We start from the raw sequence: 15,441 nt of genomic DNA on the forward strand, positions 1-15,441 counted from the left end.
ATATGGAGATGACTCAAATGTCTCCACGCCGCCCCTATCTACTACGGGCACATTATGAATGGCTGTTGGATAATGATATGACCCCGCATATTGTTGTGGATGTTAACTTTTATGGCGTTAACGTTCCGATGGAATATGCACAAAATGGGCAAATTATCTTGAATATCTCACCGCGAGCGGTTGGTAATTTGCAATTGACGAACGATGAAGTGAGATTTAATGCCCGATTTGGTGGTGTTGGACGTCAAGTGACTGTTCCAATGGCGGCTGTGATTGCGGTTTATGCCCGTGAAAATGGCGCAGGAATGATGTTTGAGCCAGAACTTGCCTATGACGCGGATAGTATTGAGTCAGAAAAAACGGATATGCCAGTAGCGGATAATCTGGTGCATATCCACAATAGTAAGCATAGTAGAAAAGCATCTCATGATGATGATTCTCCAGATGACGAACCACCTCAACCGCCAAAAGGCCGCCCAACTTTGCGCGTCGTAAAATAATTGTTCAAAGCTCATATCCAATAGATTTCAAGTTGTAATCAGCAAGACCGCAGCTTGGAGGCCGAAGGGGATTCGTGAAAAATAAAGGAGACATTGATCTCCTTTATTCTTAGCAAATTAGTGCTACATGTAACTAAATACTCTCTCAAATTCCCATATACAGGCTTCAATATTATATTGGTTTTTTCCTCTATTAGACTGTTCCGCTGCTCTTAGGCTATTGATTATTTTCTTAGCAAATGATCTCTGTTGGCTCAGTCCTTTGATCGTTGGCGGCATATTGCAGATATCAGTGAATGAGAGAGTGCGGTGTGCTTTTGTCAGTGATAATACCTCTACAGGATTTTCAATTAAAGCAACTGATAAAGCATTAATAATTTGCCGGGAAAATTCTGGATGGATATTAGGGGATAGCTTAAAGGCAACTTGCAGCCATTGTTTATCACCAGTTGCAATATTCTGGATAATTTTGTCTTTTTTATATTCTGCGTTTATCTCTGCCACAACAGAATTTACTCCTCTTTCTTGTACTTGTTGCATAATTTCGGCGGGAGTAGAGAATCTGGCAAGTGAGGGCAAGCTTGCTAAGGATATAAAAGAGAAGAAGAGTATCCGGGGAAGTAAGCGCATATATTTCTACCTATTATTATCACTTTAATAATTTTTTATTTCATATCTATTTAATCAGTTCTGCTAAGCAATTTTCTCTTCGAAAAAAACAGATCTTATTGCCGTATTACGGTATTGCACTATTGCTGTATTGCTATAATGAGCAGGAGATTAAATCGATATATTTAACTTTAGGATATAAGAGTAGTCGCATAAATCCCAAAAATACAACTAATCTGGAAGTAAAAGAAAATAAAAAAATGGTGAGATTTTTATTTTGTGAGAGCTTCTCCGACTAAAAGGTCGGAGAATTCATTAAAAAAGAATTGAGTTTAGATTTCAAGGTAGTCGAGGATACCGAAAGCGGCTCTTCTGCCTTCATCAATGGCGGTTACTACCAGGTCAGAACCACGTACAGCATCCCCGCCTGCGAATATTTGAGGATTACTGGTCTGGAAAGGCAGGGTACTGGATTCAGGCGCGATAATACGGCCTTTTTGATCGATCTTGACTTGATGTTCATCCAGCCAGCTCATAGTGTGAGGCTTGAAACCAAATGCCATAAGCACGGCATCGGCTTCTATCAAAGATTCGTAACCTTGAATAATCTCAGCCTGACGACGGCCTTTTTCATCTAGGGCACTCAGCTGTGTTTTCACCACGTTGACCCCACAAACCCGTCCTGCACCATTAATCTCAATGCTAATGGGTTGCAGGTTAAAACGAAACTCTGCACCTTCTTCTTTCGCATTTTTTACTTCACGACGGGAGCCGGGCATATTTTCCTCATCTCGCCGATAGGCGCAAATAACACGGGTCGCACCCTGGCGAATCGAAGTACGGACGCAGTCCATTGCTGTATCACCGCCGCCCAGCACCAGCACACATTTACCCTTCATATCAACATAAGGCATCTCAGGCAGAGACGGGTAACCCATCAAATGACGGGTGTTGGCGATTAAAAAGGGTAAGGCGTCATAGACTCCGTCAGCGTTTTCGTTCTCCAGTCCACCGTGGATGGATTGATAGGTACCCACCCCAAGAAATACGGCATCAAATTCTTTGGTGAGTTCAGCCAGAGTGATGTCCTGGCCTATTTCTGTGTTGAGACGGAATTCAATCCCCATTTCGGAAAATATTTCACGGCGGCGAATGAGTACCTCTTTTTCTAGTTTAAAGGCGGGAATGCCAAATGTGAGCAAGCCACCAATTTCAGGATGGCGATCATAAACCACCACTTGTACGCCATTACGTGTCAGGACATCTGCACAGGCTAATCCTGCCGGTCCTGCCCCAACCACGGCGACACGTTTACCTGTTGGGATGACATGCGACATATCCGGTTTCCAGCCCATCGCAATAGCTGTGTCATTAATATAGCGTTCAATGTTGCCGATAGTGACAGCACCGAAGTCGTCGTTCAGGGTACAGGCGCCTTCACACAGGCGATCTTGCGGACAGACCCGGCCACAGACTTCTGGCAAGCTGTTGGTCTGGTGTGATAATTCCGCTGCTTCGATGATGCGTCCTTCATTGGCGAGTTTCAGCCAATTTGGAATGTAGTTATGTACGGGACATTTCCATTCACAATAGGGGTTACCACAAGAGAGACAGCGATCTGCTTGCGCCTGTGCCTGAATTTCAGAAAAGGGTTCATAAATCTCAACAAATTCTATTTTTCTGATTTTCAATAATTTCTTAGGTGGATCGACACGTTGTAAGTCGATAAATTGATAAACATTCTGACTCATTATTCACTCCTTACTGTGCCTGAACCCGCAATTCGGCGGAAGAACGGCTACGGTGCCCCAACAACGCACTGACATCACTGGATTTAGGTTTAACCAAAGCAAACTTATTGACCCATTGGGACCAATTTTCCAATAAACTTTCACCGTGTTGAGAGTTTGTCAGACGGACATGTTCGGTGATTAATCCCCGCAGATGTTCTTTATGAATGGCAAAGGCATCCATTGAGAGAACTTCTACCAATTCTGGATTGACGCGTTTGCGGAAGTCATCAAATTCATCAAGGACGTAAGCAAATCCACCCGTCATACCTGCACCAAAATTTACGCCAGTGCTGCCCAGGACGCAGACGATCCCGCCAGTCATGTATTCACAGCCATTGTCGCCGATCCCCTCAATAACGGTGATGGCACCTGAATTACGTACCGCGAAGCGTTCACCGGCGCGTCCGGCAGCAAAGAGTTTCCCGCCTGTTGCACCATAAAGGCAGGTATTGCCGATAATAGTGGTTTCGTGACTTTTAAATGCTGAGCCAGCAGGAGGAAGGATGGTAATACAGCCGCCAGCCATACCCTTACCGACATAGTCATTGGCATCGCCAATTAACGTCAGTTCGACACCGGCAGCATTCCAGACGCCAAAACTTTGTCCGGCCGTCCCATTGAAATGCAGTTTGACTGGATCGGCAGCTCGCCCTTGATCGCCATACCGAGCCGCAATCTCACCGGAGAGAGAAGCGCCAACAGAGCGATCGGTATTTTGGATATCAAAATAGAACGTCTTGCTTTGCGCGTTTTCTACATAAGGCATAGCCTGGGTGACGATCACTTTATTCAGCGTACCTTGGTCAAAAGGCGGATTTCCCTCTGTGCAATGCCGCGCTTTGCCGGTATGAGGTTCCACCGTTTCCAATAAGGGTTCGAGATTGAGCTTGCTTTGCTTGGCAGAAATTCCCTCAAGTATTTCCAGCAAGTCTGTGCGTCCAATCAAATCGGTCAGTCTTTTCACCCCTAATTGCGCCATCAGTTCACGTGTTTCCTGGGCAATAAAGCGGAAATAGTTAATAACTCTTTCTGGCAAGCCGTGATAATGAGATTGGCGTAGTTTTTCATCTTGTGTAGCGACACCCGTAGCACAGTTATTTAAGTGACAGATACGCAAATATTTACAGCCGAGAGCAACCATTGGGCCAGTGCCAAAACCGAAACTTTCTGCGCCTAAAATAGCCGCTTTGATGATATCCATCCCCGTTTTCAAACCACCATCAACCTGAAGGCGGATTTTATGGCGTAGTCCATTGGCAACCAGCGCTTGTTGGGTTTCCACCAGTCCCAATTCCCACGGGCAACCCGCGTATTTGACCGAAGAGAGCGGGCTGGCACCTGTTCCACCGTCATAACCGGCAATGGTGATCAGGTCGGCATAGGCCTTGGCGACACCGGTGGCAATGGTCCCTACGCCAGGTTCTGAAACCAGTTTGACAGAGATCAGCGCCTGTGGATTCACCTGCTTAAGATCGAAAATCAATTGAGCCAGATCTTCGATTGAATAAATATCGTGATGTGGTGGTGGAGAAATCAGGGTAACGCCCGGAACGGAATAGCGTAATTTGGCAATATAAGGCGTGACCTTATCTCCCGGCAATTGACCGCCTTCCCCTGGTTTTGCGCCTTGGGCGACTTTTATCTGGATCACATCGGCACTGGCTAAATACGCTGGTGTAACGCCAAATCTGCCGGAAGCAACTTGCTTGATGCGGGAAACTTTCTTGGTACGATAACGAGCGGGATCTTCGCCACCTTCTCCAGAATTGGAAAAACCCCCTAACGTATTCATCGCTTCTGCCAGCGCTTCATGGGCCTCCGGGCTGAGTGCACCAATTGACATGGCGGCAGTATCAAATCGTTTGAACAGTGCTTCTGCGGGTTCGACATCTGCAATATCAATGGGATCATCTTTAGGCGCAAGGGCAAGCAGATCCCGCAAGGTGGTGATGGGACGCCCATTGACCAGTTCGGAATATTTCAGGTAATCACTGTAGTTGCCACTGTGAACAGCGGTCTGCAATGTTTTGACAACATCAGGATTATAAGCGTGATACTCCCCATTATGGACATATTTCAGCAGTCCCCCTTGATCGATGGCGTGGCGATGCAACCATGCCCGTTTGGCAAGATTACGCAGATCTTGCTCAAAATCGCTGAAATCGGCTCCCCCAATACGGCTAACAACACCATTGAAGCAGATATCTGTCACATCCTGGTGCAAACCAACGGCTTCGAACAGTTTAGAGCAGCGATAAGAGGAAATGGTGGAGATGCCCATTTTGGACATAATCTTATACAGCCCTTTATTGATGCCATTACGATAATTAAGCATCACACGGGCATATGGCGCATTGATTGTGCCATCATCCACCATTTTCCCCAGTGATTCATAGGCCAGATAAGGGTAAACAGCCGTAGCACCAAAACCCATCAATACCGCAAAATGATGCGGATCACGCGCACCGGCGGTTTCTACAATCAAGTTGGTATCACAGCGCAGGTTTTTCTCAACCAGGCAGTGCTGGATAGCGCCGACGGCCATTGGTGCAGGGATGGGGATTCTTTCTGGTGCAATATTACGATCGGATAGCACCAACAATACTGCGCCATTGCGGGCGAGTTCCTCTGCCCTTTTACATAAAGTTAAGACCGCTTGTTTCAGGGAGATTTCTTGTGGATTGAAGGTCAAATCCAATGTATCAGCGCGATAATAGGGTTCCTGCCGTGTTGTTAGTTGTACGAAATCAGAATAGAGCAAGACGGGCGATTGAAAGCACAACCGATGAGCCTGCCCTTCTGCTTCACAAAAGACATTCATTTCTCGCCCAATGCGGGTAGCCAGAGACATCACATGAGCTTCACGTAATGGATCGATGGGAGGATTGGTAACCTGGGCGAACTGCTGACGAAAATAGTCATAGATAATGCGCGGGCGGCTGGAAAGTACAGCAAATGGTGTATCATCGCCCATTGAACCGGTCGCTTCTTGAGCATTTTCACCGAGGGTACGGATAACTTGATCCAGTTCCTCATTACTGTAGGCAAACTGCTTGTGATAAGTTGCCAACAGGCAGTCATCTAACCCGCGCTGCCCGACCTGTGTTTCTGGCAACTCTTCAAACGGAATCAAAGGCTTGACGTTCTTTTCCAGCCATTCTTTATAAGGGTGGCGGCTTTTTAGATCATTGTCAGTTTCCGCTGAGTGGAGAATACGCCCTTCATAGGTATCGATAACCATTAATTCACCTGGCCCGACACGGCCTTTCTCGATGACTTCATCGGGTTGGTAATCCCAAATACCCACTTCAGAAGCGCAGGTAATCAGCTTATCTTTGGTAATTACATAACGGGCAGGGCGTAAGCCATTGCGATCCAAATTACAGGCGGCATAACGTCCATCAGAAATCACAATGCCGGCTGGTCCATCCCAAGGTTCCATGTGCATGGAGTTAAAATCGAAGAATGCACGCAGATCATCATCCATATCAGGGTTATTCTGCCATGCCGGTGGAACGAGCAAACGCATTGCGCGGATTAAATCCATACCACCATTGAGAAACAGTTCCAGCATGTTGTCCAGTGAACTGGAATCGGAACCCGTTTCATTAACAAAAGGTGCAGCAGTATATAAGTCTGGGATCAGTGGCGTGCGGAACTTATAGGCTCGTGCTTTAGCCCATTCACGGTTTCCCGTAATGGTATTGATTTCCCCATTGTGAGCCAGATAGCGAAAGGGTTGTGCCAGCGGCCAACGGGGAATGGTATTGGTTGAAAAGCGCTGATGGAATAAACAGATGGCAGATTCCATGCGCAGGTCAGCTAAATCGGGATAGAAACGCGGTAGATCCGCAGCCATGCACAATCCTTTATAAATTGTGACTAGATTGGACAGGCTGCAAATATAAAAGTCATTGTCGGTAATCTGTTTTTCTATACGGCGTCGGGAAACGAACAGGCGGCGTTCCAGATCTTGCGCCCGCCATCCGGCGGGTGCGTTGATAAAAACTTGCTCAATACGAGGAAGGCTTGATAAGGCAATATCACCTAAGATATCGCGATTGATAGGAACTTTCCGCCAACCCACAATGGATAGGGTTTCGTGTTGTAATTCCTGTTCAATAATATCACGGCATGATTGGGCAATTTTGGCATCCTGGCTTAGAAACAACATGCCGACAGCATAATTTTTGGCGAGCCGCCATGATTGCTCGCCGGCGATCATTTGAAAGAAACGGTTTGGTTTTTGCATTAACAAACCACAGCCATCACCTGTTTTTCCATCCGCCAGAATTGCCCCCCTGTGCTGCATCCGAGCCAGTGCGTGTATGGCCGTGCGCACCACCTTGTGGCTTGGTTCTCCTTCAATATGCGCGATTAATCCAAAGCCACAGTTATCTTTTTCCTGCAATCTGTCATACAACATGGTAAAGCTCCCCAAGTTCTGTCCGACTCTCACATCACTCGCGAGAGGGTATCGATATCTATTTTTTCTATAGGCGTCTAATTTGCGCCCTCAGTAAAACGCCACTTGTTTTATTGGCATTAACAAGCGGTGAATCAAAATGATGTTATGTTATCTATCACTGCATAAATATGAGCCAGAGGATCATCTGACAGGTGATTTTCAGCGAATTCCCAACTTAACGGTAAAAACAGAGTTGGTCAAATCGCGTTAGATCGCGTTTTTTATTGACGTTTTTTATTTATTTTGTTGATTTTTATGAGTAAATGAAGATTTTTTGTATTTTGTGACTAAGATCATTGCGCTTAAATGATGTGAGTTATATCACTAAAATCACCCCATTATCTATTTTAGATGTGCTTTAAAATGCATCTATCCTGATATTTTTATCTTATTTTTTGGCTTAAGTTGGACTTATATTGCGTATTTTTTAATTTGTAAGAGGAAGTGATGGGTTGTTTTTTTCGCCTAAAGGGGGGCGGGGAAATTTGTTTGCATAATTATTCTCATGATTTTCATTTTTATTCCTTGTGAGAGGTTGAGGGTGATATCCCGTAACGAAGTTGGGACTTTTTTACGTTATGATTCAATCTAGTAACTTTACTGGAAAAGATTTCACTGGGAGTTGTTATGAAGCTGATTCGAGGGCTTGCCCAATATTATGTAGATTTGATGATGAAGCTGGGGCTGGTGCGTTTTTCTATATTACTTGCATCAGCTCTAGTTATTCTTGCGATGGCGATGCAGATGGCGGTGACATTTGTATTGCATGGAGAAGTGCAAGGTATTGATTTAATTCGCTCCATCTTTTTTGGTTTGTTAATTACCCCTTGGGCGGTTTATTTTCTCTCCATCGTAGTAGAACAACTTGAAGAATCCCGCCAGCGCTTATCGAGTCTGGTCGCAAAACTTGAAGAAATGCGTCAGCGTGATGCGAAATTAAACCTGCAACTCAAAGAAAACATCGACCAATTGAACCAGGAGATCAGTGACAGAGAGAAGGCGGAAAAAGCTCATTTGGTTCTATTGGATAAACTTAAATTGGAAATGGAGCAGCGTGAAAAAACCCAGATTGAGCTTGAACAGCAATCGGTACTATTGCGTTCATTTCTGGATGCCTCCCCGGACCTGGTTTATTACCGCAATGAAGATAATGAATTTTCCGGTTGTAATAGGGCGATGGAATTATTGACTGGCAAAAGCGAAAAACAGCTCATCGGCCTGACGCCGACAGATGTTTACGATAAAGAAATTGCCAGCAAGGTGATGGAAACCGATGAAAAAGTATTTCGCCATAATGTATCTCTGACCTATGAGCAATGGTTAGTTTATCCCGATGGACGCAAAGCCTGTTTTGAACTCAGAAAAGTCCCTTTTTATGATCGCGTTGGCAAGCGACATGGATTAATGGGATTTGGACGCGATATAACGGAGCGCAAACGCTATCAGGACGCATTGGAGAACGCCAGCAGGGATAAGACGACTTTTATCTCTACGATTAGCCATGAGCTTCGTACGCCTTTAAATGGCATTGTGGGCTTGAGCCGAATTCTGATGGATACCGACTTAACACCAGAACAATGTAAATACCTGGAAACAATCCATGTCAGCGCCATTACTTTGGGTAATATTTTTAATGATATTATTGAGTTAGATAAAATTGAGCGCCGCAAAGTCCAACTTGATAACCAACCGATTGATTTCACCGGTTTCATGACAGATTTAGAAAATATTTCAGCTTTATTGGCGCAGCCGAAGGGAATTAAATTTGTTCTGGAGCCTGAGCTGCCACTACCCACAAAAGTGCTGACTGATGGAACTCGTTTGCGACAAATTTTGTGGAACCTGATTAGTAATGCCGTGAAATTTACGCCTGAAGGCGAAATTAAGGTTCGTATCTGGCGTGAAGAAGAAGAGGAACGCCTATTCTTTGAAGTGACAGATTCCGGCATTGGTATTCCTCCTGACGAATTGGAAAAAATCTTTGCCATGTATTATCAGGTTAAAGACAGCGCTGGTGGGCGTCCTGCAACCGGGACAGGGATTGGCCTTGCTGTTTCGAAGCGTCTTGCCCTAAGCATGGGCGGGGACATTGTGGTGAAAAGTACGTTGGGCAAAGGTTCTTGCTTTACCTTGTCTGTCGTTGCGCCAGCCATTGATGAACACCCGGAAGGGAAGGTTGAGCAAGATACTCTGCCATTGCCAGCACTTAATATCTTACTGGTAGAAGATATTGAATTGAACGTCATTGTAGCCCGTTCTGTTCTGGAGAAATTGGGGAACAGTGTGGATGTTGCCATGAATGGCCATGATGCACTGGCAATGTTTGATCCTGATGAATATGACTTAGTGTTACTGGATATCCAATTACCAGATATGACGGGGCTGGATATCGCCCGTCAATTACATCAGCGTTACTCCTCCCAATCCTTGCCTCCTTTGATCGCGCTGACGGCTAATGTATTGAAGGATAAAAAAGAATACCTTGATGCGGGCATGGATGATGTGCTCAATAAGCCGTTATCTGTCAAAGCGTTGACTGCCGTGATAGAAAAATATTGGGGCAAGGGATCTGAATCTGACACTGCCTTAGTGGACGTTGATCTTGTGAATCAGGATGAAGAACGGCTGGATACAGAGATGCTTAATCAATATATCGAATTGGTTGGGCCAAAAATGATCACAGACAATCTGGTTATTTTTGAAACCATGATGCCAAATTATCTTGCTTTGCTGGACTCCAATATGACCGCCAGAGATCAAAAAGGCATTACGGAAGAGGCGCATAAAATCAAAGGTGCGGCTGGTTCAGTAGGATTACGCCATTTGCAGCAATTGGCTCAGCAGATTCAGTCACCGGATTTACCTGCGTGGTGGGATAATGTTCAGGAATGGGTGGATGAGTTAAAGTTGGAATGGAAGCAAGATATAGAAATATTAAGAAATTGGTTATCAAGCGTTACAAAAAAATAACCCCAACCGAAGTTGGGGTGCGCTAATACTGCGCCAACACCAGGGAAATCTGTTTACCCGCTTATCTAAGATTTATTTTCGATGCGAGTAATTAAAGAATTCTTTTACACCGAACTCAAGTACCAACATAGCAAAGATAAGATTTTTTGTTACAAGATTCATTAAAATCTGTGATGAAGATTGGTGTTTAACCCTCTAAGGGGTTAAGCATTAATCTACTACAAATGGAGAGAAATATGAAATCTGTTGCCATTATATTAAGTGGATGTGGAGTGTACGATGGAAGTGAAATTCACGAATCAGTTCTTACTATGCTCTCTTTAAGCCGTCTTGGCGCTGAAGTGTCTTTTTTTTCGCCTGATGAGGTACAACGCCATGTTATTAATCATCTTAACGGAGAAGAGAAACAAGAGAGTCGCGACATAATGGAAGAATCCGCCCGTATAACACGGGGAAATATACAACCTTTATCCAAAGTTAATATTGATGAGTTGGATGCGCTAATTATTCCTGGTGGTTTTGGCGCGGCCAAGAATTTATGTAATTTCGCATTCAAAGGATCAGATTGTGAAATAAATAAAGAATTATTAAGTGTAGTACAAAATATGCACCGTCAAGGTAAACCGATGGGGTTCATATGCATCGCTCCTGTCATGGTACCTAAAATATTAGGCAAACCGATAAAAGTAACCATTGGCAATGATCCAGAAACTGCGGCTCAAATCGTGAGAATGGGAGGGGTGCATGTTGAGTGTCCGGTTGATGGAATTGTCGTTGATTTTGAAAACAAAATTGTAACAACACCGGCTTATATGCTCGCAGAATCTTTGGCGCAGGCAGAAAAAGGAATTGATAAATTGGTTAGAAAAATATTGGAAATGATTGAGTAATCGGATGAGAAATCCTTTTTCAATATTGTGGCGCTGGCTGAAAATAATTGTCGTGTCGATCACGGTTTTGTGGTTCATTGCTGTAATTGCCTTTTCATTTTTGCCAGTGCCGTTTTCTATGATGATGATAGAGAGGCAAGTCTCTACCTTAATGTCAATTAATTTGTCTTATGTTTCTCGCTCTTCATGGAGGGATCAGAATCACATTTCACCCTATATGGCGTTAGCCGTCATTGCAGCAGAAGATCAAAAATTCCCAAAACATTGGGGATTTGATTTTGAGGCTATCGAAACTGCTATGGCGTATAACAAAAAATATGAGAAGCGAATTCGGGGGGCATCGACAATTTCCCAGCAAACAACCAAAAATTTATTTCTATGGGAAGGGCGTAGTTGGCTAAGAAAAGGATTAGAAGCGGGAATGACTGCCGTACTGGAATTACTCTGGTCAAAGAAACGTATTTTAACGGTTTATCTCAATATTGCTGAGTTTGGCAATGGTATTTTTGGTGTCGAGGAAGCGGCCCAACATTACTTTGGCAAGCCTGCCTGCCGATTGACAGCGACTGAATCTGCATTGCTTGCTGCTGTATTACCAAACCCTCATCGCTATAAAGTGAATGCTCCTTCCCGGTATGTATTACAACGCCAGCAATGGATTTTGCGACAAATGCAATTAATGGGGGGCGTGAATTACTTAAAGCAAAATAAGTTGGGATGGGCGCTGAATACAGGGTGTGAGGTTGGGCGGCATTGATTAATGCCGCCTTGATGGGTTAGTTGAGGTAGGTAAATGCTGTTGTTACACGTTTTACGCCGCTAGTTTCGCTGGCGATTTTCGCAGCCGCAGCTCCCTCTTGTCGCGTGACAATGCCAAACAAAAAGACTTCACTATCCTCTGTCACCACTTTGATGCTGGATGATCTCACCGCATCACTGGTTAAAATTTGGGAGCGCACTTTGGTTGTCAACCAGGCATCCGCGGAGGCCGTCGCCAATGTCACGGGATTGGCTTGACGGATCTCATTATATACCACGTCAGTGTCTTCAACCTTTGCCGCAATTTGTTTTGCCCGCTCAGCCAGAGCCATATTGGGACTTTGTCCGGTTAAAAGAACCTTGCCTTGATACACAGTCACTGACACACGGGCTTGTGCCTTAATTTGTGGGTCCTTACTGATGGCATTGCTGACACGGGCTTCCAGCGTGGTATCGTCAACTTGTTGCCCAATGGTTCGTGGATCTGACCCCGCTTTTGTGGCAATTGCAGCGGAACCTACGACGGCGGCACCGATACATCCTTGTAATAGCATTGTACTGAAACAGACCAATAATAGAGAAAATAACCGCATGAGTTGGCTCCTTATTCATCCTGATGAGGGAATAACGTGTTGTCGATTAAGTCGCACAGGCAGTTGATTGTCAACATATGTACTTCTTGGATCCTGACGCTGTGATGTGAGGGAATACGTATCTCAACATCCTGAGGACCAAGTAAGCCCGCCAGTTCGCCGCCATCGTAACCTGTCAGCGCAACGATCGTCATATCACGTGTAACAGCAGCTTCCACCGCTTTGATAATATCTCGACTGTTTCCATGTGTAGAAATGGCAAGCAGGACGTCCCCTGCTTGCCCCAGTGCCCTGACTTGTTTGGCATAAATTTCGTCAGGCTGTTTACTGTTGGCGATAGCGGTGATCACCACATTATCAGTATTCAACGACAGGGCTGGCAGACTTGGCCGATCCGTTTCAAAACGATTGATCATGCTGGCAGTAAAACGCTGTGCCGTTGCGGCCGATCCACCATTACCACAGCAAAGGATTTTGTTGCCACTCAGCAGTGATTGAACCATCATCATCGCGGCGCGTGATATTGCGTCGGGTAATGCTTCTGCTGCTGCGATCTGAGTTTGAATACTTTCTGTAAAACAGACTTTAATTCTATCCAGCACGTTATGACCTATGTATATTGGAATTATTTATTTAGCGAGAAAATTGAGACTCTATTGAAATAGAGTCTCATTCAGGGTGAAGGCATTTTTCAGCCATTCAAATTTCTGTCCTGTTATTGCACAAACGTCGAAGCGGCATGATGCCGTTTCCAGACATTCATTGCGTTGGGACAGCCAGACAGCAGCCGTATACAAGAGCTTTCTGCGCTTACTTTGGGTAATTGTAGCAATGGCGCCACCATATTGTGCATTTCGGCGGAAACGAACTTCAACGAATACCCAGGCATGCCCGTCACGCATGATGAGATCGATTTCACCGCCGCGAATTTTTACATTCTCAGCAACAAAGACAAGCCCTTGTTTTTGCAAAAACAGTTTGGCCTGATGTTCATAATGGCGCCCCAGCGCGTAGTGATTGCCTGTTGGTTTTTTCATCCTGAAATGACCACGATACCTTTCATCACAGAAAATTATTCAATTCCGGGATGATCTCCCTGATCAGTACTATCGGTGTTTTCTATGTTATGGGTATTTCCTGCGTTATCGATACCTTCCGTGTTATTGGTATTTTCAAGGATTATGCGACCATTATTGAATTGCATCCAAGGTAATTGACGCAAGATAGTGCAGTTATCCATCACGGAGAGTTCCCCCGAAACACCGCTCAGATGAAATCCCATTTCTTGCTGCATTTGCGTAAATTGATTGGCCAATGACCATGCATCAATGCCCATTGCATAGAGGCGCATCAGGGAATAATCATTGGTGAATTTTTTGGCTGCTTGCTGCATTAACGGCACATTTATGCCTGTCAGTAGTGGGATGTCACTAAATTGCATGCCATCCATTTCCAGGCGGAAATCAGGGCCTGAGCCTGCTTTATTACTGCGCGAGCTGGCATAAAGTGCTGGCTTTTTACGGGAACTGATTGCCATATCGATCATGGGTTTGATCATTGTCAATTCGTTTGCTGTCGCGACAATATAAACGGCATCGACAGGCTCTGTGGTTGAATTTGTGGAAATAACCGGCGTACCCGACAAACGAATACCAATTCCACGATTCATGGATTGCCTCATTTCATCCAGCGTGCCAAAAGATTGTTGTAATACCGTCTGCCCTCCCAGCTTTTGCCACTCTTGCGCAAAGGCTTTTGCAACACGGGTGCCTAAGTCAGAACGAGGTATCAACACCAAAGGGCTGTGCTTTTGCTGTTGCCAGATATGTATGGCGGCATTTTTCGCCTCATCTTCAGGAGAGAGTGAGAAATAACAGATATTCGGCTGTCTTTGTGGCACATCAAGCTCATTGAGCGCCAGAATATTCAATGGAGTTTCAATTTGAGTCAATTGTTCCACATTGAGTTTCAGTAATGGCCCAACCACCAGAGTGACTCCATCTTGTTTAGCTTGTTCCAGCAGTTCGGCAAGAGGCTGGCTGTTGGTGTCATAGACTTTTATAGTCTGATCATTGACAGGAGCATCATTCATCGCACCCATGTCTGGTTCAGTTGTGGCAACATCAGTATTCCCTGAATTTGCAGCGCTGGCAGAGGGCTCAGCGTTAACAGCCCCGTTTGGATCGGGGGTATTTGTTGGCAATGGTGATTCTGGCAACGATGGTTTTGGCAAGCCTTTTTGAGCATCAAGGAAACCCTGACGGATGGCGTCACCAAATATTTTGGCCTGGCCGCTCAAAGGCAGAAATAACCCAATTGTGGCATAGCTGTTTTCAGTTTCTTGCAACATTTGTTGCAGGGCTGTGGGTAAACTGTGGGCAGCGGGGTTGTTGGGATAACGGATTTGCCAATCGTGAATAGCGAGCCGCAGTTTATCGAGATCCTGTTTATTGGTCTGATAAGTATTGAGTAAATCAAGCCAGCCCCGCAACGTATACTCGTTGGCATTAATGACCAATTCACTCATTTGCTGTGGGGAAAGTTGCGTCAATAATTGCCAGGTCTCATCAAGGTTTTTCTGGCGGGCAGCTTCATCTGTTGCGTAGGAGTTCAATGCGATATAAGCACGGATCACATCCAACGATGGTTGATTGTGTGCTGCGTCAATAATGGCCTGGTAGCGGTTAATCTCTGCGCTTATCTTATCCTGAGGCTTAGAAGTTGGTTGCCCTTGCTGTTCGGGCATGGTACACCCTGCAATAATCATAGTTGACAGCAATGCTGTATAGATTAAACCAGTTTTTAAACGCACAAAAATTGAGGGAAGCATACTGTATCCAGTGATGTTTTTTTCAAAGA

At 44.9% G+C, this 15,441-nt stretch carries 10 protein-coding genes and 1 pseudogene; 4 read left to right on the forward strand and 7 right to left on the reverse strand.

Annotated elements, in window-relative coordinates:
• Positions 1-2 precede the first annotated feature (2 nt).
• Entirely contained in the window at positions 3-500 is a 498-nt protein-coding gene (gene sspB / locus IQ209_RS10635) for a ClpXP protease specificity-enhancing factor (protein ID WP_193851280.1), read from the forward strand.
• 123 nt (positions 501-623) lie between these two features.
• Here sspB and IQ209_RS10640 read toward each other — a convergent pair whose 3' ends face one another.
• The 3 genes from IQ209_RS10640 to gltB all read right to left on the reverse strand — a co-directional run bounded on the left by IQ209_RS10640 (position 624) and on the right by gltB (position 7,328).
• Positions 624-1,040 (reverse strand): hypothetical protein, encoded by a 417-nt coding sequence (locus IQ209_RS10640; protein WP_228005827.1) that lies wholly within the window; start codon positions 1,038-1,040, stop codon positions 624-626.
• 401 nt (positions 1,041-1,441) lie between these two features.
• Positions 1,442-2,860: an FAD-dependent oxidoreductase gene (locus IQ209_RS10645; RefSeq protein WP_193851282.1), complete on the reverse strand. Its 1,419-nt coding sequence runs from the start codon at positions 2,858-2,860 to the stop codon at positions 1,442-1,444.
• A gap of 10 nt (positions 2,861-2,870) precedes the next feature.
• Complete coding sequence (gene gltB, locus IQ209_RS10650; RefSeq protein ID WP_193851283.1) at positions 2,871-7,328, reverse strand: glutamate synthase large subunit; 4,458 nt, start codon at positions 7,326-7,328, stop codon at positions 2,871-2,873.
• 669 nt (positions 7,329-7,997) lie between these two features.
• On the opposite strand from gltB, the pseudogene arcB reads away from it, so the two are divergent.
• From arcB to mtgA, 3 genes and pseudogenes are all read left to right on the forward strand, one after another.
• Positions 7,998-10,431: pseudogene (arcB, locus tag IQ209_RS10655) on the forward strand (aerobic respiration two-component sensor histidine kinase ArcB).
• A gap of 145 nt (positions 10,432-10,576) precedes the next feature.
• Positions 10,577-11,230, forward strand: coding sequence for an isoprenoid biosynthesis glyoxalase ElbB (gene elbB, locus IQ209_RS10660; RefSeq protein WP_193851285.1), 654 nt, complete (start codon positions 10,577-10,579; stop codon positions 11,228-11,230).
• 4 nt (positions 11,231-11,234) lie between these two features.
• On the forward strand, positions 11,235-11,987 hold the full coding sequence (mtgA, locus tag IQ209_RS10665) for a monofunctional biosynthetic peptidoglycan transglycosylase (protein WP_193851286.1): 753 nt from the start codon (positions 11,235-11,237) through the stop codon (positions 11,985-11,987).
• A 19-nt stretch (positions 11,988-12,006) separates the two neighbouring features.
• Here mtgA and dolP read toward each other — a convergent pair whose 3' ends face one another.
• Genes dolP through IQ209_RS10685 form a run of 4 tightly spaced genes read right to left on the reverse strand, consistent with a single transcriptional unit; the run spans position 12,007 to position 15,412 of the window.
• Positions 12,007-12,582 (reverse strand): division/outer membrane stress-associated lipid-binding lipoprotein, encoded by a 576-nt coding sequence (dolP, locus tag IQ209_RS10670; protein ID WP_193851287.1) that lies wholly within the window; start codon positions 12,580-12,582, stop codon positions 12,007-12,009.
• Positions 12,583-12,593: 11 nt separating this feature from the next.
• Positions 12,594-13,184, reverse strand: coding sequence for a DnaA initiator-associating protein DiaA (gene diaA, locus IQ209_RS10675; protein WP_074023390.1), 591 nt, complete (start codon positions 13,182-13,184; stop codon positions 12,594-12,596).
• A 51-nt stretch (positions 13,185-13,235) separates the two neighbouring features.
• On the reverse strand, positions 13,236-13,619 hold the full coding sequence (locus IQ209_RS10680) for a YraN family protein (RefSeq protein WP_193851288.1): 384 nt from the start codon (positions 13,617-13,619) through the stop codon (positions 13,236-13,238).
• Positions 13,620-13,654: 35 nt separating this feature from the next.
• Positions 13,655-15,412, reverse strand: a complete 1,758-nt coding sequence (locus IQ209_RS10685) for a penicillin-binding protein activator (RefSeq protein WP_193851289.1) — start codon at positions 15,410-15,412, stop codon at positions 13,655-13,657.
• Between the last annotated feature and the right edge of the window lie 29 nt (positions 15,413-15,441).

The organism is Xenorhabdus sp. BG5 (assembly GCF_015163665.1).
Taxonomy (GTDB): Bacteria; Pseudomonadota; Gammaproteobacteria; order Enterobacterales; family Enterobacteriaceae; genus Xenorhabdus.